Source organism: Hephaestia caeni, assembly GCF_003550065.1.
Lineage (GTDB): Bacteria > Pseudomonadota > Alphaproteobacteria > Sphingomonadales > Sphingomonadaceae > Sphingomonas > Sphingomonas caeni_A.
In genome coordinates, this window is record NZ_QXDC01000004.1 from 159,177 (window position 1) to 176,713 (window position 17,537).

The 17,537-nt window shown below is 66.5% G+C and carries 17 protein-coding genes and 1 tRNA gene; 10 read left to right on the plus strand and 8 right to left on the minus strand.

The features are described 5' to 3' along the window. Nucleotides 1–3 precede the first annotated feature (3 nt). Genes mce through DFR49_RS15215 form a run of 3 tightly spaced genes read right to left on the minus strand, consistent with a single transcriptional unit; the run spans nucleotide 4 to nucleotide 2,752 of the window. The gene (gene mce, locus DFR49_RS15205; protein WP_119036577.1) at nucleotides 4–423 is read right to left on the minus strand and encodes a methylmalonyl-CoA epimerase; all 420 of its coding nucleotides are present in this window, start codon (nucleotides 421–423) and stop codon (nucleotides 4–6) included. 7 nt (nucleotides 424–430) lie between these two features. Beyond that, the gene (locus DFR49_RS15210; protein ID WP_147373714.1) at nucleotides 431–1,213 is read right to left on the minus strand and encodes a hypothetical protein; all 783 of its coding nucleotides are present in this window, start codon (nucleotides 1,211–1,213) and stop codon (nucleotides 431–433) included. A gap of 12 nt (nucleotides 1,214–1,225) precedes the next feature. Further along, nucleotides 1,226–2,752 carry an acyl-CoA carboxylase subunit beta gene (locus DFR49_RS15215; RefSeq protein ID WP_119036579.1) on the minus strand — a complete coding sequence of 509 codons (1,527 nt, stop codon included), beginning with the start codon at nucleotides 2,750–2,752 and terminating at the stop codon, nucleotides 1,226–1,228. A 145-nt stretch (nucleotides 2,753–2,897) separates the two neighbouring features. Here DFR49_RS15215 and DFR49_RS15220 point away from each other — a divergent pair, with 145 nt between their 5' ends. Both DFR49_RS15220 and acs read left to right on the plus strand, forming a co-directional pair. Further along, complete coding sequence (locus DFR49_RS15220; protein WP_119036580.1) at nucleotides 2,898–4,292, plus strand: helix-turn-helix domain-containing protein; 1,395 nt, start codon at nucleotides 2,898–2,900, stop codon at nucleotides 4,290–4,292. Between the two features lie 64 nt (nucleotides 4,293–4,356). Continuing rightward, nucleotides 4,357–6,300, plus strand: a complete 1,944-nt coding sequence (acs, locus tag DFR49_RS15225; RefSeq protein WP_119036581.1) for an acetate--CoA ligase — start codon at nucleotides 4,357–4,359, stop codon at nucleotides 6,298–6,300. Nucleotides 6,301–6,322: 22 nt separating this feature from the next. Here acs and gorA read toward each other — a convergent pair whose 3' ends face one another. Together gorA and pgi are read right to left on the minus strand one after the other, a co-directional pair. Further along, on the minus strand, nucleotides 6,323–7,669 hold the full coding sequence (gene gorA, locus DFR49_RS15230; protein ID WP_119036582.1) for a glutathione-disulfide reductase: 1,347 nt from the start codon (nucleotides 7,667–7,669) through the stop codon (nucleotides 6,323–6,325). Between the two features lie 89 nt (nucleotides 7,670–7,758). Next, nucleotides 7,759–9,255, minus strand: a complete 1,497-nt coding sequence (pgi, locus tag DFR49_RS15235) for a glucose-6-phosphate isomerase (RefSeq protein ID WP_119036583.1) — start codon at nucleotides 9,253–9,255, stop codon at nucleotides 7,759–7,761. A gap of 116 nt (nucleotides 9,256–9,371) precedes the next feature. On the opposite strand from pgi, the gene lepB reads away from it, so the two are divergent. From lepB to era, 4 genes are read left to right on the plus strand one after another with little or no spacing between them, the layout of a single operon-like run. Then, nucleotides 9,372–10,190: a signal peptidase I gene (lepB, locus tag DFR49_RS15240; protein WP_119036584.1), complete on the plus strand. Its 819-nt coding sequence runs from the start codon at nucleotides 9,372–9,374 to the stop codon at nucleotides 10,188–10,190. Then, nucleotides 10,187–10,849: a ribonuclease III gene (gene rnc, locus DFR49_RS15245; protein ID WP_245968594.1), complete on the plus strand. Its 663-nt coding sequence runs from the start codon at nucleotides 10,187–10,189 to the stop codon at nucleotides 10,847–10,849. Before lepB ends, rnc begins: the two co-directional genes overlap by 4 nt. A gap of 52 nt (nucleotides 10,850–10,901) precedes the next feature. Further along, nucleotides 10,902–11,291 (plus strand): GIY-YIG nuclease family protein, encoded by a 390-nt coding sequence (locus DFR49_RS15250; RefSeq protein WP_119036585.1) that lies wholly within the window; start codon nucleotides 10,902–10,904, stop codon nucleotides 11,289–11,291. After that, on the plus strand, nucleotides 11,288–12,181 hold the full coding sequence (era, locus tag DFR49_RS15255; protein WP_119036586.1) for a GTPase Era: 894 nt from the start codon (nucleotides 11,288–11,290) through the stop codon (nucleotides 12,179–12,181). Before DFR49_RS15250 ends, era begins: the two co-directional genes overlap by 4 nt. Here era and DFR49_RS15260 read toward each other — a convergent pair. Both DFR49_RS15260 and DFR49_RS15265 read right to left on the minus strand, forming a co-directional pair. Further along, on the minus strand, nucleotides 12,178–12,882 hold the full coding sequence (locus DFR49_RS15260) for an NAD-dependent deacylase (RefSeq protein ID WP_119036587.1): 705 nt from the start codon (nucleotides 12,880–12,882) through the stop codon (nucleotides 12,178–12,180). The genes era and DFR49_RS15260 overlap by 4 nt on opposite strands. A 51-nt stretch (nucleotides 12,883–12,933) precedes the next feature. Then, a complete protein-coding gene (locus DFR49_RS15265) occupies nucleotides 12,934–13,221 on the minus strand; it encodes a PspC domain-containing protein (RefSeq protein ID WP_119036588.1) in 288 nt (95 codons plus the stop codon). Between the two features lie 296 nt (nucleotides 13,222–13,517). Between DFR49_RS15265 and dapB the strand changes: the two genes are divergently transcribed. The 4 genes from dapB (at nucleotide 13,518) to DFR49_RS15285 (ending at nucleotide 16,732) form a co-directional block, all read left to right on the plus strand. Next, entirely contained in the window at nucleotides 13,518–14,246 is a 729-nt protein-coding gene (gene dapB / locus DFR49_RS15270; protein WP_119037237.1) for a 4-hydroxy-tetrahydrodipicolinate reductase, read from the plus strand. After that, entirely contained in the window at nucleotides 14,243–14,887 is a 645-nt protein-coding gene (gene nth, locus DFR49_RS15275) for an endonuclease III (RefSeq protein ID WP_119036589.1), read from the plus strand. The genes dapB and nth overlap by 4 nt, the downstream gene beginning before the upstream one ends. Nucleotides 14,888–15,144: 257 nt before the next feature. Then, nucleotides 15,145–15,221, plus strand: a tRNA-Arg gene (locus tag DFR49_RS15280). 407 nt (nucleotides 15,222–15,628) lie between these two features. Then, the gene (locus DFR49_RS15285; RefSeq protein WP_119036590.1) at nucleotides 15,629–16,732 is read left to right on the plus strand and encodes a hypothetical protein; all 1,104 of its coding nucleotides are present in this window, start codon (nucleotides 15,629–15,631) and stop codon (nucleotides 16,730–16,732) included. Between the two features lie 39 nt (nucleotides 16,733–16,771). On the opposite strand, the gene DFR49_RS15290 is transcribed toward DFR49_RS15285, so the two are convergent. After that, the gene (locus DFR49_RS15290; protein ID WP_119036591.1) at nucleotides 16,772–17,449 is read right to left on the minus strand and encodes an Abi family protein; all 678 of its coding nucleotides are present in this window, start codon (nucleotides 17,447–17,449) and stop codon (nucleotides 16,772–16,774) included. Between the last annotated feature and the right edge of the window lie 88 nt (nucleotides 17,450–17,537).

Consider the following 17,537-nt stretch of genomic DNA (forward strand, 5'->3'; position numbering starts at 1 on the left):
GGCTCAGTGTCCTTCCTTGGGCGTTTCCATCAGTTCGACGAGCACGCCGCCCATGTCCTTGGGGTGGACGAACACCACCAGCGTCCCATGCGCCCCGATCCGCGGCGCGCCGAGCACGCGCGCGCCCTTCGCCGTCAGATCGGCGACTGCGGCAGCGATATCGGCCACCTCGAAGCAGACGTGGTGCTGCCCGCCCGCCGGGTTCTTTTCGAGGAATTTCGCAATCGGCGAGTCCGCGCCCAGCGGCTCGAGCAATTCGATCTGGCTGTTGGGCGCATCGACGAAGCACACGCGAACCTTCTGCGCCGGCAGATCGAACGCCTCGCCGATCGCCTCGGCGCCCAGCAGATCGCGATAGAGCGCCACCGCCGCCGGAATCGACGGCGTCGCGACGCCGATATGGTTGAGCCGTCCCAGGGTCATCGCGTCCTCAGCATTGCGGCAGCCGCGAGGCGCCTTGAAGTACGTACGTACCGCCCTTCATCACATAGTGATCGTCGAAGGTCGCGGCGCCGGTGTAATGGACGGTGAAGCCCCGCCCCCGATCGATCTGCGTGATCGCGCCGCTGATCGCCTGGCCCGCCTCGCCCTTGGCGCCGGTATCGTCATAAAGGGTCTGCACCCGCACGAGGTCGACCGGCTTGTCGGCGGCAAGCTGTGTCAGGATCGTGTAGCCGCAGGTATAGCCCTGCCCGGTGAACCCGCCCTCGGCCGCGATCACCGGGGTGTCGGCGAACGCGTCGGACACCGACCAGCCGCTCATCTGCCCGAAACTCCCCGCCTCGATCGCCTTGGGGAAGCGCTTCGCCACGGCGAAACCCTCACCCTCGGGCGTCAAATAGGCGATATCGAGCCGCCCGGCGGCGACATGCGGCGCATCGATCGCCTGCCCCTCACTCACCAGCACCGGCCCGAACGGCGCCAGCACCAGTTTGCGCGTGTCGAACGTATAGCGGCTGCCGTCCTCATCGGAGAGCGCCGCGCCCTCCGGCCACGCGGCCCTGGTCGCAGCGGCGAGCTGCTCGGGCGAGGCGACGGCGGGTGCCGCCGGGCTCGCCGAGACGAGCGGCGCCGGCGAGGCGCTCGCGACCGGTTCGGGAGCGGTCGGCGTCGCGCGCACGAACACCGCCCACACGATCACCCCGATGACGACAAGCACCCCAAGCGCCATCGCGATCACCGTGCCGGGGCGGCGGGTAGGACCGTCACTCATCGATCGGCTTCCTCACAGCGGAATATTGTCATGCTTCTTCCACGGATTCTCCAGCGCCTTGCCGCGCAGCTTGCGCAGGCCCAGCGCGATCCGCCGCCGCGTCGAATGCGGCTGGATCACCTCGTCGATAAAGCCCTTGCTCGCCGCGACGAACGGATTGGCGAAGCGCGCTTCATATTCCGCCGTGCGTTCAGCGATTTCCTCAGGCGTCTTGCCACGAAAGATGATCTCGACCGCGCCCTTCGCGCCCATCACCGCGATCTCGGCGGTGGGCCAGGCATAGTTGAGATCGCCGCGCAGATGCTTCGACGCCATCACGTCATAGGCGCCGCCATAGGCCTTGCGCGTGATGACGGTGATCTTGGGCACCGTCGCCTCGGCATAAGCGAACAGCAGCTTGGCGCCGTGCTTGATGATGCCGTTATGCTCCTGCCCGACGCCGGGGAGGAAACCCGGCACGTCGACGAAGGTCACGATCGGAATGTCGAACGCGTCGCAGAAGCGCACGAACCGCGCGCCTTTTTTCGACGAATTGATGTCGAGGCACCCCGCGAGCACCATCGGCTGGTTGGCGACCACGCCCACCGTGCGCCCCTCGATCCGGCCGAAGCCGATCAGGATATTGCCCGCATGTGCCGGCTGCACTTCAAAGAAATCGCCCTCGTCGAGCACCTTGCGCACCGCTTCGTGCATGTCATAGGGCTGGTTGGCCGAAGGCGGGATCAGCGTGTCGAGGCTTGGCTCGATCCGGTCCCACGGATCGGCGGTCGGGCGCTCGGGCAACTCGGCGCGGTTCGACACAGGCAGGAAATCGATGAAGTCGCGCGCCGCGAGCAGCGCCTCGATGTCGTTCTCGAACGCGATATCGGCGACCGAGGATTTAGTGGTGTGCGTCACCGCCCCGCCCAACGCCTCTTGGCTGACCACTTCGTTGGTGACGGTCTTGACGACATCCGGCCCGGTTACAAACATATAGGACGAATCCTTCACCATGAAGATGAAGTCGGTCATCGCCGGCGAATAGACCGCGCCGCCCGCGCACGGCCCCATAATCAGGCTCAATTGCGGCACCACGCCCGAGGCGAGCACGTTCCTCTGGAACACCTCGGCATAGCCGCCGAGCGACGCCACGCCCTCCTGGATGCGCGCGCCGCCCGAATCGTTGAGCCCGATCACCGGCGCGCCGACCTTCATCGCCATGTCCATGATCTTGCAGATCTTCTGCGCGTGGCGCTCCGACAGCGAGCCGCCGAACACCGTGAAATCCTGGCTGAACACGAACACGAGCCGACCGTTGATCGTCCCCGATCCGGTGACGACGCCGTCGCCGGGCACCACCTGATCGGGCATCCCGAAATCGACGCAATTATGCTCGACGAACATATCGAGTTCCTCGAAACTGCCTTCGTCGAGCAGTACGTCGAGCCGCTCGCGCGCGGTCAGCTTGCCCTTGGCGTGCTGCGCCGCGAGCCGTTTTTCGCCCCCGCCCGCGCGCGCTTCGGCGCGGCGGCGTTGAAGCTCCTGCATCGTCGACGGCATCTCACTCTCCCTGGGCACGTGCCTCTGTTCCGTGTCGGCGCGCCGATTGCAAATGTGAACTTGCGAAGTTGCGAATGAAGCGCTTGCGAAGTGCCGCTTTCTGCTTATACGGAAAGCGGCGCCAGCCGGACAACAAACAACCACCATGCCTCACACCCGCCTCTACGCCGGCGAACGGCTGCGCGCGCTGCGGCGCGGGCTCGGGCTCGGCCAGCCGGCGATGGCGGCGCGGCTCGGGCTGTCGGTCAGCTATCTGTCGCAGCTTGAAAACGACGCGCGGCCCCTGACGGCGGCGGTGATCGCCGAGCTTCGCCGCCATCATCCCGCCGAGACGGCCGCGATCGAAGGCGAGGCGCCCGCCCGGCGGATGGGCGCGCTTTCCGACGCGCTGACCGATCCGGTGCTCGACGCGCCGCTCGCGCCCGATGCGATCGCGCGGCTCGCGATAGAGCGCCCCGACGTCGCCGATCGCGTGATTGCGCTCCACGCCGCGCTGCGCGATGCCGATGCCCGCGTCCAGATGGTCGAGGAAGTGCTCGCCTCGGGCGTCGGCGCGCGGATGCCGTGGGAGGCGGTGCGCGACTGGTTTCACGAAGCGGGCAATTACGTCGATCCGCTCGATCGCGCGGCCGAAGCGCTCGCCGGCGAGATCGCAGGCACAGAGGCGGTGAGCGAGGCCGCGCTCGCTCGTCGGCTCGCCACCGAGGGCATCGCGATCGCCGAGAGCGCCGACGAGGAAGCACCGATGCGCAATTTCGATGCGGCGCGCGGGCTGCTGACGATCAACGCCGCCCTCCCCTCCGAAAGCCGCCGCTTCCTGATCGCGCATCAATTGACCGCGACCGTGTTCGCGAACCAGATCACCGCGATCGTCGAGGGCGCGCAAGTCGGCAGCGATGCCGGACGCACCCTGCTCGGCATCGGCCTCGCCAATTATGCGGCGGGCGCGCTGATGATGCCCTATGCGCGCTTCCGCGCCGCCGCGCGCGCGCTGCGCCACGATATCGACCGGCTGTCGCGCCGCTTCGGGGTCAGCTTTGAACAGGCGTGCCACCGCCTTTCGACCTTGCAGCGGCCGGGCGCGGAGGGCGTGCCCTTCTATTTCTGCCGCGTCGACATGGCGGGCAACATCACCAAGCGGCATTCGGCGACGCGCCTGCAATTCGCGCGCTTCGGCGGCGCCTGCCCGCTGTGGATGGTGCATGAGGCAGTCGCGATCCCCGATCGAATCCTGGTCCAGCACGCCGAGACGCCGGACGGGGTGCGCTACGTCTCGATGGCCAAGGGGCTGGTCAAGCCCTCGGGCAGCTTCACCCGCGCCCCGCGCCGTTATGCCGTGGTGCTGGGCTGCGAGGCCGAACACGCGCGCGATTTCGTCTATGCCGACGCGATCGACCGCGCGGCACCCCCCACCCCGATCGGCATTTCATGCCGCCTGTGCCCCCGCAGCGACTGCGACCAGCGCGCCTTCCCGCCCGCCGATCGCGCGATTCGCGTCGATCCGGCGGTGCGCGCGATCGTCCCCTATGAGGTGACATGACCCAATTGGTCAGCTTGGCTTTGCGCGCGCGTTTGGGCAAACAGGGCGCGAAGAGGAGAGCCGCATGACCGACGCCGACATCTATCCCGTTCCCACCAATTGGGCGAAGGACGCGCGCGTCGATGCGGAAACCTATGCGCAGATGTACGGCCGCAGCCTTGCCGATCCCGGCAGCTTCTGGCTGGAGCAGGCGAAGCGGCTCGACTGGATCAAGCGGCCCGAGATCGCGGGCGACTGGTCGTTCGACGAGCAGGATTTCCATATCTCATGGTTCCGCGACGGCGTGCTCAACGTCGCCGCCAACTGCCTCGACCGCCATCTGGAAAAGAACGCCGACACGGTCGCGCTGATCTGGGAGCCCGACGACCCCGCCGCCGAACCCCGCCGCTTCACCTACGCCCAACTCCATGCCGAGGTCTGCCGCTTCGCCAATGTGCTCAAGGCCGAGGGCGTCAGGAAGGGCGATCGCGTTACCGTCTACATGCCGATGATCCCCGAGGCGACCTTTGCCTTGCTCGCCTGCGCGCGGATCGGGGCGATCCATTCGGTGGTGTTCGGCGGCTTCTCACCCGACGCGCTGGCAGGCCGGATCACCGATTGCGATTCGAGCGTGCTGATCACCGCCGACGAAGGCCGGCGCGGCGGCAAGCGCGTCGCGTTGAAGGCCAATGCCGATGCGGCGGCCGATCATGCCCCCGCGCTCCAGAAGATGATCGTCGTCAAGGCAACCGGCGGCGACGTCGCGATGCAGCCGGGTCGCGACATCTGGTATCATGAGGCCGCGGCTGCGGTATCCGCCGATTGCCCGCCCGAGCCGATGAACGCCGAAGACCCGCTGTTCATCCTCTATACCTCGGGCTCGACCGGCAAGCCCAAAGGGGTGCTCCACACCACCGGCGGTTACCTGCTGTGGTGCGCGCTCACGCACGAAGTCGCGTTCGATTACCGCCCCGGCCAGGTCTATTGGTGCGCCGCCGATATCGGCTGGGTGACCGGGCACAGCTATATCGTCTACGGCCCGCTCGCCAACGGCGGTACGACGCTGATGTACGAAGGCCTGCCCAACTGGCCCGACGCCAGCCGCATCTGGCAAGTCTGCGACCGGCACCAGGTCGAAATCCTCTATACCGCCCCCACCGCACTGCGCGCGCTGATGCGCGAAGGCGACGAGTTCGTCCAAAAGACGTCACGCAAATCACTGAAATTGCTTGGCTCGGTCGGCGAGCCGATCAATCCCGAGGCGTGGCGCTGGTATCACGATGTGGTCGGCGAGGGCCGCTGCCCGATCGTCGACACCTGGTGGCAGACCGAAACCGGCGGGCACATGATCACCCCGCTGCCCGGCGCCCACGCGCTCAAACCCGGCAGCGCGATCCGGCCCTTCTTCGGGATCGACCCGCAGATCGTCGATGCCGACGGCATCGTCCAGACGGGCAACCCGGCCGAGGGCAATCTGTGCATCGCGAAGAGCTGGCCGGGGCAGATGCGCACGATGTGGGGCGATCACGAGCGCTTCTTCCAGACCTATTTCGCGACCTATCCGGGCTATTATTTCTCGGGCGACGGCTGCCGCCGCGATACCGACGGCGATTACTGGATCACCGGCCGCGTCGATGACGTCATCAACGTCTCGGGTCACCGCATGGGCACCGCCGAGGTCGAAAGCGCGCTGGTGCTCCACCCGCTGGTCGCCGAGGCCGCGGTGGTAGGTTTCCCCCACGACATCAAGGGCCAGGGCATCTACGCTTACGTGACGCTCAACGTGGGCGTCACTGCCGACGATGATCTGCGCAGGACGCTGGCGCAATGGGTGCGCAAGGAGATCGGCCCGATCGCCACCCCCGACGCGATCCAGTTCGCACCCGGCCTGCCCAAGACCCGCTCGGGCAAGATCATGCGCCGCATCCTGCGCAAGATCGCCGAAGGGGACACCACCAACCTCGGCGATATCTCGACCCTCGCCGATCCCGGCGTGGTCGAGGATCTGGTCGCGAACCGGGTGGGGTGAGGCACCCTCCCGGCGCGCGCCTTCACTTCATCAACACCAATTCCTCGGCCATGCTGGGATGGAGCGCGACCGTCTGGTCGAACGCGTCCTTGGTCAGCCCCGCCTTCACCGCGACCGCGGCGGCCTGGAGGATTTCGGGGGCGTCCGGCCCGATCATGTGCAGGCCGACCACGCGCCCGGTCTCGGCATCGCAGATCATCTTGTAGAGCGCGCGCTCGTTGCGCCCGGCAAGCACGTTCTTCATCGCCCGGAAATCGGACGTATAGACCGCGATCGACCCGATCGTCTCGCGCGCCCGGCTCTCGGTCATGCCGACGCCCGCCATCGGCGGATGGCTGAACACCGCGCTCGGGACATTCTCGTAATCCACCCGCGTCGGCTTGTTGCCGAACACCGTATCGGCGAACGCCTGTCCTTCGCGGATCGCGACGGGAGTAAGCTGCATCCGATTGGTGACGTCGCCCACGGCATAGATGCTCGGGCAGGTCGAGCGGCTGTCGTCATCGACCACGATCGCGCCCTTCGCATCCCATTCGACCCCGGCGTTCTCGAGTCCGAGGTCGCCCGTATTGGGCACGCGGCCGGTGGCGAACATCACGCAATCGACGGTGATCGGATCGTGCCCGGTCATCTCGACCGTCAGGCTGCCATCCTCGTTCTTGGTGATGCCGCGGAAATCGGCGTTGAAGCGGAATTCGATCCCCTTCATCGTCGAGATCTGGAGCAGCCGGTCCCGGATCGAATGGTCATAGCCGCGCAGGATCACGTCGGAGCGGTTGATCAGCGTCACCTTGGCGCCGAACTCGTTGAAGATACCGGCAAATTCATTGGCGATATAGCCCGCGCCCGCGATCAGGATACGCTTCGGGATCGCGTCGAGGTGGAACGCCTCGTTCGAGGTGATGCCGTGTTCGTGCCCCGGGCATGACGGCACGTGCGGCGTCGCCCCGGTGGCGATCAGAATAAATTTGGCGGTGACGGTGCGCCCGCTTGCCAGCGTGACCTCATGAGGGCCGGCGATCGTCGCGCGCTCGAGGATGACTTCGACATCGTGGCTTTCGAGCGTCTCGGTATAGGCCTTGTTGAGCCGATCGACCTCGCCGAGCACGTTGTCGCGCAGCACGGACCAGTCGAAATCGCAATCGGGCACGTTCCAGCCGAAGCGCCGCGCATCGTGCAGATCCTCGGCGAAATGCGCGCCGTAGACGAGCAGCTTCTTGGGCACGCAGCCGCGGATCACGCAGGTGCCGCCGACACGATATTCCTCGGCAATGGCCACCGTCGCGCCGTGCGCCGCCGCCACCCGCGACGCCCGCACCCCGCCCGAGCCCCCGCCGATGACGAACAGGTCGTAGTCATATTGGGGCATGGTCGGGCTCACTCGTTCAAGGTTTCATCGCGTCGCACCACCGCGAGGTAGGGATCGGCCGCGCACTTGGCCACCGTCACCCGCCACGGTCACCCGAACGCACGCCGCATCAGATCGGTGGTCGAGGAATCGAAATCCTGCCCGCCCTTCTCCGCCGCCTTGGCCATTTCCTTGCCCAGTTCGACCCCGAACTGGTCGAACGGATTGATGCCCAGCAGCACCGCGTTCACGAACACGCGCTGTTCGTAAAAGGCGATCAGCGCCCCCAGGCTGCGCGGGTCGAGCATGTCGAGCAGGATCGTCGAACTCGGCCGGTCGCCCGGATAGGCGCGCGCCGGATCGTCGGCATTGGCGCGTCCCTGCATCAGCGCGGCGCCTTGCGCGAACATGTTCATCAGCAACTGGCGGTGGTGATCGTCGGCCAGCGCGTCGCCCGGTTCGATCACGCCGACGAATTCGACCGGCACCAGATGCGTGCCCTGATGGAGCAACTGGAACACCGCGTGCTGGGCATCGGTGCCCACGCCGCCCCAGGTGATCGGCGCGGTCGCGCGACCGACGGGCGCGCCCTCGACCGTCACGCCCTTGCCGTTCGATTCCATTTCGAGCTGCTGGAGATAGGAGGGCAGCAGCCGCAGCCGTTCGTCATAAGCGAAGGTCGCGCGCGTCTCGGCATGGCGGACCTGCGTGTAGAACAGGTCGGCAAACGCGGCGAGCACGGGGGCGTTCTCGTGGAGCGCCGCCAGCCGGAAATGCCGGTCCATCTCGCCGGCACCTTCGAGCAGCTCGGCGAACGCATCCCAGCCCAGCGCGAGCGCGGCCGGAAAGCCGATCGACGACCACAGCGAATAACGCCCCCCGACGCTTTCCGAAAACGGCAGCACGCGGGTCTCGTCGACGCCCCATGCGATCGCCTTGTCGGGCGCGGCGGTCAGCGCGACGACCTTGCCATAGGGATCGTCGACCCCGCCCTCGGCCATCCATTGCAATACGCTCGTCGCGTTGAGCATCGTCTCGGTGGTGGTGAAGGTCTTCGATGCAATAACCAACAGCGTCGTCGCCGGATCAAAACGCGCGAACGCCTCCTCCAGCGCGGCGCCGTCGACATTGGAGACGATCGCGACGTCGTAGCGATCCTCGTCGCGGCCCAAGGCGTCGATCAGCAGGTCCGGCCCCAGCGCCGATCCGCCGATGCCGACATGCAGTACGTGCCGGATCGGCCCCAGCGCGCCGCCCTCGATCGCATCGATCAGCGCGCGCATCCGGGCGTGGAGCGCGGCGGCCCTGGCGACCGCTTCTTCGCTGCCCTCGCCGCGTTCGGCGCCATGTTCGGCGGCGCGATCCTCGGTGACGTTGACAGGCTTGCCCGCGAACAGCGCCTCGCGCTTGCCGGCGAGATCCTGCGCCTTGGCGAGCGCCGCGAACGCCTCGACCACCGCCGTCGTCAGATGCGTCTTGGACCAGTCGAAATGCAGCCCCGCGACGTCGACCGAAAACCGCGCCACGCGATCCTCGTCCTCGGCGAACAGCGCGGCGAGTCGGGGCGGGTCGAGCGCATCGATCGCGCTCCAGTCGGGCTTGGCCATCGGGGTTCCTTCGGGCGTGCGGGTGGGAGTCGCGTTTCCTCTATCCTCGCTGTGGGCGCCGTGCCACCCGAAACGGCCCGCTTGACGCCCCGTCGCGCGCGCCGCAAAGCCTGAACATGGCCGATACCCAACCCGCCGCCGCGCCCAAGGCGCGCAAGAAGCGCTCCGAGACCGCCGATACGCTGGTGTTCCTGCTCAAGCTCGCGGCGCTCGTCTTCGTGATCCGCAGCTTCATCTTCTCGCCGTTCAGCATCCCGTCCGAATCGATGCTGCCGCGGCTCTACATCGGCGACTATCTGTTCGTGTCGAAGTGGAATTACGGCTATTCGAAACACTCGCTGCCGTTCAGCCTGCCACTGATCCCGGGCCGGGTCTTCAGCCGCCTGCCGGCCCGCGGCGATGTCGTCGTCTTCAAGGCGCCGCCCACCGACAAGCAGGATTATATCAAGCGCGTGATCGGCCTTCCCGGCGATACGATCCAGATGCGTGCCGGCCAGGTCATCCTCAACGGCACCCCCGTGCCGCGCGAACGGATCGCCGATTTCGTGATCCCGCAGAGCCCCAATTACCATTGCGACGCCGCGTTCGAGGATGTCGATGCGGCCGGCGCGCCCGTCTGCCGCTATCAGCGCTACCGCGAGACGCTGCCCGGCGGCAAAAGCTTCGAGACGATCGACCGCGGCCGCACCGTCGCCGACGACACCAGCGTCTACACCGTGCCCGCCGGCCACGTCTTCATGATGGGCGACAATCGCGACGACAGCGAAGACAGCCGCTTCAGCCAGGAAACGGGCGGCATCGGCTATGTCCCGATGGCGAATCTCGAAGGCAAGGCGATCCTCACCTTCTGGTCGACCGACGGCTCGGCGGCGTGGATCAAGCCGTGGACCTGGGTGTCGGCGGCGCGCTGGAGCCGAATCGGGGACGGCTTTTGACGGACCTCGCCGGCTGGCTCGCGGCGACGTTCGGCCGCGAGCCTGGCGATCTCGCGCGGTTCGAGCGCGCGCTGACCCACGGCAGCCGCACCCGCGACAATTACGAACGGCTCGAATTCCTCGGCGATCGCGTGCTCGGGCTGGTCATCGCCGAATGGCTGTTCGAGGTGTTCCCCACCGAACCCGAAGGAGCGCTCTCGAAGCGCCTCAACGCGCTCGTCACCGGGGCGGTCTGCGCGGCGATCGGGCGCACGATCGGCGTGCCGCCCTATCTTCGCCTCGGCAAGCAGGCGCGCGACGACGGTGCGGCCGACAGCGACAACGTGCTCGGCGACGTGGTCGAGGCACTGATCGGCGCGCTCTATCTCGAAGGCGGCATAGAGCCCGCGCGCGCCTTCATCCGCGGGGCCTGGGGGGATCGCGTCCGCACCCATGCGCGAGCGCCGCAGCACCCCAAGTCCGCACTCCAGGAATGGGCGGCGGCGCACAACCGCAAGCCCCCCGCCTACGAGATCGTCGAGCGCGCCGGCCCCCACCACGCCCCGCGCTTCACCGTCAAGGTATCGATCAACAAGCTCGCCGAGGTCACCGCCACCGGCACCAGCAAGCAGGAAGCCGAAACCGCCGCCGCGGCGGCACTGCTGGAGAAATTATCATAGCCGTTCGTGCTGAGCTTGTCGAAGCACCGTTCTTCTTCGTAAGCCACCACGAATGAGCTTCTGGGCCTATATTCTCCACTGCCGCGGCGGGGTGTTCTATACGGGACATACCGACAATCTCGACGTCCGCATCGGCCAGCATCAAGACAGCACGATGCCCGGATTCACGCGGAAATACGCCCCGGTGACACTCGTCTGGAGCCAGGAGTTCCCATCGCGACTGGAGGCGCTTGAAGCGGAAAGGCGGATCAAGGGCTGGAGTCGGGCGAAGAAGCTCGCGCTGATCAGGGGCGATTGGACGACGATCTCGGCTTTAGCTAAGAGCAAGAACGGCCCTTCGACAAGCTCAAGGCGAGCGGCGGAAGGCGAGCTGTTGTCCAAATCCGTTCGTGCTGAGCTTGTCGAAGCACCGCTCTTCTCTCCCCAAGGCTCCGTAAAATGACCCAGTCCTGCGGCCTCGTCGCCGTGGTCGGCGCGCCCAATGCGGGCAAGTCGACGCTCGTCAACGCGCTGGTCGGCCAGAAGGTCGCGATCGTCAGCCCCAAGGCGCAGACCACGCGCACGCGGCTGATGGGCGTCGCGCTTCAGGACGACACGCAGATCCTGCTCGTCGACACCCCCGGCATCTTCGAGCCCAAACGCCGGCTCGATCGCGCGATGGTCGCCGCCGCCTGGGGCGGCGCGGAGGACGCGGACGTGATCGCCTTCGTCGTCGACGGCAAGGGCGGCGTCGGCCCCAAGGTGTCCGCGATCGCCGAGGCGCTCGCCGCCCGCCGCGAGCCCAAATACCTGATCCTCAACAAGGTCGACATCGCCGACAAGGCGCGGCTGCTCGCCCATGTCGAGCGACTCCACGCGATCACGCCGTTCGCGGAGACCTTCTTCGTGTCCGCCGTCACCGGCGACGGTGTCGCCGACTTCAAGACCGCGCTCGCCGCCGCGATGCCCGAGGGGCCGTGGCATTTCCCCGAGGATCAGGTCTCCGACGTCACCGAACGCATGCTCGCCGCCGAGGTGACGCGCGAACAGCTTTACCTCCAGCTCCACGCCGAGCTGCCCTATGCCAGCGCGGTCGAGACGGAAGCGTACAAGGAACGCGAGGACGGTTCGGTTGAAATCCACCAGCAGATCCTCGTCGCGCGGCCTACGCAGCGCGCGATCGTGCTCGGCAAGCAGGGCAGCCGGATCAAGGAAATCGGCGCCAGGGCCCGCGCCGAGCTTGCCGCGCTGCTCGGCCATCCCGTCCACCTCTACCTGCACGTCAAGGTCAAGGAGAATTGGGACGAGGACCGCGGCGTCTATCGCGATATCGGGCTCGATTGGGTCGACTAACCGGCGGCGAGCATCTCGTTCACCCACGCCGGTACCACCTCGCTCGCCGGCCCGACGCGCGTCTCGTGGAAGAAGCCGCTGCCCGCCGACGGTTCGAGGTTGAGTTCCACCGTCCGCGCCCCGGCATAGCGTGCGGTCTGGACGAAACCGGCCGCCGGATAGACCGCGCCCGAGGTGCCGATCGACACGAACAGGTCGGCGGCGGCAAGCGCGCGCTCGATACGGTCCATCGCGTAAGGCATCTCACCGAAGAAGACGATATCGGGCCGCAGCGCGGGGGCGCCGCACGCCGCACACGCCCGTCCCTCGCCCATCGGCCCGTGCCAGTCCTGCCGCGCCCCGCATGCGGCGCACAATGCCGACAGCAGTTCGCCGTGCATGTGGAGCAAACGCCGCGCGCCCGCGCGTTCATGCAGGTCGTCGACATTCTGGGTGACGATCAGCAGGTCGCCCGGCCACTCGGCATCGAGCCGCGCCAGCGCGTCGTGCGCAGCATTGGGGGCAACCGACGCCAGCGCCGCCCGGCGCGCGTCGTAGAAGCGATGCACCGTCGCCGGATCGCGCGCCAACGCCTCGGGCGTGCACACGCTTTCGACGCGATGCCCTTCCCATAGGCCGTCAGGCCCGCGAAAAGTCGCGAGCCCGCTCTCGGCCGAGATTCCGGCGCCAGTGAGAATGACGATATTGGGGGCGTCCTGCATCGAAGGGGCGATACCCGCAACGCCCCGCCAATGCCACCGCGCCCGCGGCGATCACGCGGCTTTGGCGAACTCGACCGTATCCGGCTGATCGACCACGGACGGCGCGACCGGCGCGACCGCCGCCGCAACGGGCATCGGCGCGATCCAGCGCGACACCACCACGCCGACGCCCAGCAGCGCATAGGTCGCCAGCACCGCGACCGGACTCCAGATCATCGCCACCGCCAGCGTCACCCGCAGCAGGTTCGGATTGATCCCCAGATCCTGGCCGACGCCCTCGCAAATGCCGAACAGCGTGTCGGGGCGGTTGAACAGCGACCAATAGGATTGCTTCTGCACGGGGAACCTCCTTTGAGCGGGCCGGCCAGCGCCGGCGCGAATGCGGAAGGCATCGCAAGCGGTGTGCCAAAAGCGGCGACGCCCCGATTTCCGGGCGGCCCGAACCGCCACCGGAGGCTCGGGACCGGGAAGAGGTGGAGATTTCACCAATCTTTGGCGCAATTTCCGACGCCCGATCCCGCGAGCCGGCGTCATCGCGCCGTGTCTCCGGTGTCAAAATCGCCATCCCGGGCTGTCGCGATCCCGATCCATCTGGCATGGCGGCGAACGGTATTGCGCAAGAGGATCGCAGGCGGATGACGAGCATCGGGATTTTCGGCAGCGCCGGTCGGATGGGCCGGACGATCGCGGACCTGCTCGCCGCCGAAGGCGTCGCGCTCGCGGGCGGCACCGACGTCGGCGACGATCCGCTGCCGCTCGCGCAGATCGCCGACGCGCTGGTCGATTTCTCGATTCCCGCAGCGCTCGACGCCAATCTCGCCGCCGCGCGCGCCGCCCGCACGCCGATCGTGATCGGCACCACCGGATTGAGCGACGCGCACCACGCGCTGATCGACGAGGCCGCGCGCGAGATCGCGGTTCTTCAGACGGGCAACACCTCGCTCGGTGTCACCCTGCTCGCCACGCTGGTGCGCGAGGCCGCGGCGCGGCTCGGGCCGGATTGGGATATCGAGATCGTCGAGATGCACCATCGCTACAAGGTCGATGCCCCCTCGGGCACCGCGCTGCTGCTCGGCGAGGCGGCCGCCACCGGCCGCGGCGAGGCGCTCGGCGATATCAGCGTGATCGGGCGCGGCGGGCTCGTCGGCCAGCGCAGCGAAGGCACGATCGGCTTCGCGTCGCTACGCGGCGGATCGGTCGCCGGCGATCATCAGGTCGTCTTCGCCGGGCAGGGCGAGCGGATCGAGCTTGGCCATCGCGCCGAAAACCGCGACATCTTCGCGCGCGGCGCCGTCCGCGCCGCACTGTGGCTCGCCGACAAGCCCGCCGGGCGCTATACGATGCAGCAGGTGCTCGGCCTGTGAAGAAGGCCGATATCGTCGCCTTCTTCGCGCGGCTGGCGGAGGACAATCCGCACCCCGAAACCGAACTCGAATCGGTCAACGATTACACGTTGCTCGTCGCCGTCGTGCTCTCCGCGCAGGCGACCGACGCCGGCGTCAACAAGGCGACCCGCCGCCTGTTCGCAGAGGTCGATACACCGGAAAAGATGGTCGCACTCGGCGAGGCGGGGCTCAAGCAGCACATCAGGACGATCGGGCTGTTCAACACCAAGGCGAAGAACGTGATCGCGCTGTCGAAGGCGCTGATCGCCGACCATGACGGCAAGGTTCCCGCCGATCGCGACGCGCTCGAAAAGCTCCCCGGCGTCGGCCGCAAGACCGCCAATGTCGTGATGAACGTCGCCTTCGATCAGGAAACCTTCGCGGTCGATACCCACATCTTCCGCATCGCGAACCGCACGGGCCTTGCGCCCGGTAAAACCCCGCTCGCGGTGGAAAAGACGCTCGACAAGGTCGTCCCCCAGCCCTTCCGGCTGCACGCGCACCATTGGCTAATCCTGCACGGCCGCTACGTCTGCAAGGCGCGCAAGCCCGAATGCTGGCGCTGCGTGGTCGCGGACCTGTGCGCCTACAAGCCCAAGACCCCACCCCCACCGAAATGAAACCGCTGGCGCCCGCCCGGATGCTTTGCTAGGCGCTTGCCCCGGCCTGCACCCGTAGCTCAGCTGGATAGAGCGCTGCCCTCCGAAGGCTCGCGTCCAACGCGAGAGCAGTGATTTTATACAGGAATTTCGAGGGTTTAGGAAGACAGAAGAAAGGACGGACGAAAAAACTCACCAGATTCTCACTAAGTTCGGACAGCCGATTCTGATCGCGGATTGACCTTCATCGGCGCAAGACATACGGCTTCAAGCCATTCGCACCCGTAGCTCAGCTGGATAGAGTGACGCCCTCCGAAGGCGTAGGTCGCAGGTTCGAATCCTGCCGGGTGCGCCAAAATCTACAATAAAGTCATTATGTTGAGAGGAAATTGCCTCTCCCGTTCACGGCCTCGCCGATCCCAAAACTCACCAGTTTTGGACGCGACGCCCGCGCAGTCCCTTGGATTTCAGCCGAAAACCGCCGCGCACAAAACTCACCATCGCTAAACCTGAGATGTCGATCGGTCGGGAGGTGGCTTGCCGCCCCCTATTTTGCTGGCCTTAGGCTGACCCTTCTCGCTGCAACGCGATGGCCGTCGGTAGGGGCGCCAATCAAGGCATGAACGGAGCGGCTATGTTCTGCTATCGACGTCGTAAGGGGGAAGTGTGACTCAATCGCCAGCAGCTACATCACCGCCGCAAGCATTGGCACCGGCAAATGCTCATGTTCAAGCGCCGCCCACCATCCCGGCTCCCCCTGTGATGTCCAGCGCTGCCCTGTGGGCCGCGATCATAGGCGCTGGAAGCGCGCTCGTAGTCTCGTTCCTGAAGGACTTTCTCTTCGAGTGGCTGAAGGAGCGCCGTGCCAAACGGCAGTCCCAAGCGGAAGTGTATCGCCAGTATTTAGCGCCGCTGTGTGAGACCTGCGAGAAGATCGTTTGGCGATCGAAGGAGATTTTCGTCGACAAGCGGCACGCCTTCCTCAAGACCACCACGCTGCCCCTCGATTTCAACGCATATAAGCGAATCAGCACGCTCTACCGGATCGCGACCCTGATCGGTTGGATACGGGGGATGAATCTGGAGCTGCGCGCGCTTCCCCGTGGGAAATCGAACTACGCGACACCGATCGCAAAGCAGATCACGGCGTTTCAGAAGGCGCTGGCCGATGGTCCGCATGTCGAACTGCATCGCGTGACACGGCTGAGTGCGCTTTGGTCCATTGATCTATCCCGGCTCGATCAGGCCGAGCAAGCCGCACTCGCCATGAGGTTCGAGGTCGAGGCGCACGCCGCGACCGGAGGTAATCTGAAATCGAACCCCGACCATCTCCGCAACCTCCCGGCCAATGAGAAGCTGGAAATCTGCCGGTGCTTGTCTGCCTATCTCGCCAAGGAAACGGGCAGCAAGGCGCCGGACGAAGAAGTCATAAGGGAAACCGTGGACCACGCCGTGGGCGGCCTGTCCTACCGCGAAGCGCTGCTATATCGCGATTGGCAGGACGCGCTCGGCGATGCGATGATCGAACGCGACCCGGATTCCGTTCGGCAATTTCGGATCGTCGGGTACGAGGGATTCACGGCGCTCCTAGAAACGGAGGCGCCCTGGTTCGAGGTTCTCGCCAAGAGCATCGACGATATCGACTTCGATGAGATCGACCCCAGTGACTTCCGATCGCAGCAATTGCGCGATGTGTCGGCCGCAGTCGCCGCAATCCTGATTGGCATCGCTCAGACTAAGGACGCATTCCTTCTCGATCCGGCGAGCCTCGACGCGGCGAAGCGGCTAAGCGCTGCCATTGCCGCGGCCACGCAGGCACAGGGCAATGACATGGGAACCTGCGCAGCGAGGCGGGGCGGATCATAAACTGACAGCCGGAGCGCCCCCAACTCGCGGACAGGGCGCTCAGTTCGGAAGAAACGGAACGACCGCAGGCGCGACCGTCAGCCTGCCGGATGCGGGATCGGGCACGAGGATCGGCACCGCCGGATAGAGCACGGGCCAGGTCGAATAGTTGGCGATCCATGCCGCCGCGCTCGGCGACAGCCAGCCGGTCAGCGTCGTGATGCTCGCATAGCGCTGCGCCAGCGGCAGCGCGACGATCGGCTCATAATGAGCGACCCGGTTGCGCAGCAACCGCGCCTCGCGCAGTTCCTGCGCGATTGTCCCGCGCTGGACGCCCTTGGCCTGGAAAATCGGTCGCAGCGTCTGCCAGAGATGATGCGCCTGCCGGCCGAACAGCGACGACCAGAAGCCGAAATTGAGTTCGGCGATGATCTGCGACCGTGTGACCGCCTTGCCCGCCTGCTGGAGCGTCTGGCGCGCCTTGGCGATGCACCCAGTCTGATACGGTATCGTCAGCACGGCGGGATCGTCGAACCACGTCGGGCCGTAACGCTTGATCAGCGCACCGTCCGCCATGTTCCGCAGCGCGATTTCCTGCATGTGCAGCGGCCCATAGAGCGCCGCCGAGAGCTGGACGTTGTAGGTGTAGAGCCGCTCGGCAAGCGCCTGATCTCCGCCCGTCCAGTTGAGATAGGTGTCGAATCGTTCGGCGGACAGGGCGGCAATGAGTGTCGGCACGCGGCGGCTTGATCCTTGATTTTTCCGCCCCGATCATCCATATGGAGCCGGTATCCCCCGGTGGTCCCTGCTCTGCATACCGCCGGGG

What these genes read in the sequence shown, in the direction of transcription:
- DFR49_RS15215 (WP_119036579.1), bottom strand. Translation starts at nt 2,752, where the DNA reads ATGCCGTCGACGATGCAGGAGCTTCAACGCCGCCGCGCCGAAGCGCGC.
- DFR49_RS15260 (WP_119036587.1), bottom strand. Translation starts at nt 12,882, where the DNA reads ATGCAGGACGCCCCCAATATCGTCATTCTCACTGGCGCCGGAATCTCG.
- dapB (WP_119037237.1), top strand. Translation starts at nt 13,518, where the DNA reads ATGACGAGCATCGGGATTTTCGGCAGCGCCGGTCGGATGGGCCGGACG.
- era (WP_119036586.1), top strand. Translation starts at nt 11,288, where the DNA reads ATGACCCAGTCCTGCGGCCTCGTCGCCGTGGTCGGCGCGCCCAATGCG.
- lepB (WP_119036584.1), top strand. Translation starts at nt 9,372, where the DNA reads ATGGCCGATACCCAACCCGCCGCCGCGCCCAAGGCGCGCAAGAAGCGC.
- gorA (WP_119036582.1), bottom strand. Translation starts at nt 7,669, where the DNA reads ATGCCCCAATATGACTACGACCTGTTCGTCATCGGCGGGGGCTCGGGC.
- DFR49_RS15285 (WP_119036590.1), top strand. Translation starts at nt 15,629, where the DNA reads ATGTCCAGCGCTGCCCTGTGGGCCGCGATCATAGGCGCTGGAAGCGCG.
- mce (WP_119036577.1), bottom strand. Translation starts at nt 423, where the DNA reads ATGACCCTGGGACGGCTCAACCATATCGGCGTCGCGACGCCGTCGATT.
- acs (WP_119036581.1), top strand. Translation starts at nt 4,357, where the DNA reads ATGACCGACGCCGACATCTATCCCGTTCCCACCAATTGGGCGAAGGAC.
- DFR49_RS15220 (WP_119036580.1), top strand. Translation starts at nt 2,898, where the DNA reads ATGCCTCACACCCGCCTCTACGCCGGCGAACGGCTGCGCGCGCTGCGG.
- DFR49_RS15210 (WP_147373714.1), bottom strand. Translation starts at nt 1,213, where the DNA reads ATGAGTGACGGTCCTACCCGCCGCCCCGGCACGGTGATCGCGATGGCG.
- DFR49_RS15250 (WP_119036585.1), top strand. Translation starts at nt 10,902, where the DNA reads ATGAGCTTCTGGGCCTATATTCTCCACTGCCGCGGCGGGGTGTTCTAT.
- pgi (WP_119036583.1), bottom strand. Translation starts at nt 9,255, where the DNA reads ATGGCCAAGCCCGACTGGAGCGCGATCGATGCGCTCGACCCGCCCCGA.